Origin of the sequence: Stenotrophomonas sp. S39 (assembly GCF_016624665.1) — a bacterium.
Taxonomy (GTDB): domain Bacteria; phylum Pseudomonadota; class Gammaproteobacteria; order Xanthomonadales; family Xanthomonadaceae; genus Stenotrophomonas.
On record NZ_JACVTT010000186.1, the window covers coordinates 1 to 2,260 of the forward strand.

Consider the following 2,260-nt stretch of genomic DNA (forward strand, 5'->3'; position numbering starts at 1 on the left):
TCATTCGATATCTGACAGATGTGCCGACCAACGGTCGGCACCCACCAACAGGCGCCGGCCAACCCACGGATAGCCCGCTTTTGACGTTGATGTTGCCTTGGCCTCTGCAGGTGCAGGGCGCAGCCCTGCCGACCCCACCAACCTTCCCCACTTGCGGTAGGCACGCGCGCCCACTAGCCTTCGGCCGTCGTTCACCATCCAAGGACCGCCCGTGACTCACCGCCATCTCCTGCTGGCCTCGGCAATCGCCGCCGCCACGCTGGCCCTGGTCGCCTGCAAGAAGGAACCTTCGCCCGGCACCGAGGCCGCCACCGCCAGCGCGCCCGCCGGCGAGACCGCCGACCAGTTCGTCGCCCGCATCAACGCCGAATTCAAGGCCGCCTACCCGGAGATGACCTCGGCACAGTGGCTGTCCTCCACCTACATCAACAGCGATTCCGAACGTATCGCCGCCAAGGCCAACGAGCGCTCGCTGACCCAGCTCAACAGCTGGATCGAGCAGGCCGGCAAGTACGACGGCCAGCCGATGAGCGAGGACAGCAAGCGCGCCATCCACCTGCTGAAGCTGATGTCCTCGATGCCCGCACCGCGTGATGCGGCCAAGCTGGCCCAGCTGACCCAGATCGCCACCCGCATGGAAGGCAGCTACGGAGCGGGCAAGTACTGCACCGATGCCAACGATCCCAATTCCTGCCGCCAGCTCGGCGAGCTGGAGCAGGTGCTCGCGCGCAGCCGCGACTACGACACGCAGCTCGATGCCTGGCAGGGTTGGCACAGCACCACCAGGAGCATGCGCGGCGACTACCAGCAGTTCGTCAGCCTGGTCAATGAAGGCGCCAAGGGCATGGGCTTCACCGATGCCGGGCAGATGTGGCGCAGCGGCTATGACATGCCGCCGGAGCAGATCGGGCCGGAAACCGACCGCCTGTGGGAGCAGGTCAAGCCGATGTACGAGCAGCTGCACTGCTATGCACGCGGCAAGCTGGACAAGACCTATGGCAAGGACAAGGCCGAAGTGGGCAACGGCCTGATCGCCGCGCACCTGCTGGGCAACATGTGGCAGCAGGACTGGTCCAACCTGTGGGACCAGCTGGAACCGTACCCCGGTGCCGGCAGCCTGGACATCACCGCGGCGCTGGAAAAGCAGTACCAGGCCAACCTGAGCGCGGCGCTGGCCAAGGCCGGCAAGGATGCCAACGTGGCGGCGCAGTACAAGGCGCAGCGCGAGGCCGAACTGCGCACCGCCAAGCAGATGACCGAGCGCGCGCAGGATTTCTACGTGTCGCTGGGCATGCCCTCGCTGCCGCAGACGTACTGGGAACGCACCCAGTTCATCAAGCCCGATGACCGCGACGTGGTCTGCCACGCCAGTGCCTGGGACATGAACATGGAAGGCGACGTGCGCACCAAGATGTGCATCAAGCCAAACGAAGAGAACTTCACCACCATCTACCACGAGCTGGGCCACATCTATTACGACCTGGCCTACAACCCGCTGCCGCCGCTGTTCCAGGGCGGTGCCAACGATGGCTTCCACGAAGCGATCGGCGACACCATCGTGCTGGCGATGACGCCCAAGTACCTGAGCTCGATCGGCCTGGTGGACGCGCCCAGCGAAAGCCGCGAGGCGGTCATCAACAACCAGATGCGCATGGCCCTGTCCGGCGTGTCGTTCCTGCCGTTCGGCCTGATGATCGACCGCTGGCGCTGGGGCGTGTTCGATGGCTCGATCACCCCGGACAACTACAACAAGGCCTGGTGGGATCTGAAGGCCAAGTACCAGGGCGTGGCCCCGGCCAGCACCCGCGGCGAGGAATTCTTCGATCCGGGCGCGAAGTACCACGTGCCGGGCAACACGCCGTACACCCGCTACTTCCTGGCGCGCATCCTGCAGTTCCAGTTCTACAAGGGCCTGTGCGATGCGGCCGGCTACAAGGGCCCGCTGCATGAGTGCACCTTCTACGGCAACAAGGAAGCCGGGCAGAAGTACTGGGCGATGCTGAGCAAGGGCGCCAGCCAGCCGTGGCAGGCCACGCTGAAGGAGCTGACCGGCAGCGACAAGCTCGATGCCGGCCCGATGATCGAATACTTCACGCCGGTCAACGAGTGGCTGAAGCAGCAGAACGAAGGCCAGATGTGCGGCTGGCAGGCCAGCGCGGCACCGGCGGCGAAATGAAAGAAGGGGCGGGTCCGCAAGGATCCGCCCCTTTCTGGTAGTGGCGGGGGGGGGGGGGGGGGGGGGGGGGGGGGGGGGGGGGGG

General features: G+C 65.9%; 1 protein-coding gene. It reads left to right on the forward strand.

Annotated elements, in window-relative coordinates; genetic code table 11:
* The first annotated feature begins 211 nt into the window (after positions 1 to 211).
* Entirely contained in the window at positions 212 to 2,176 is a 1,965-nt protein-coding gene (locus IAE41_RS22180; RefSeq protein WP_200734591.1) for a M2 family metallopeptidase, read from the forward strand.
* Positions 2,177 to 2,260 lie beyond the last annotated feature (84 nt).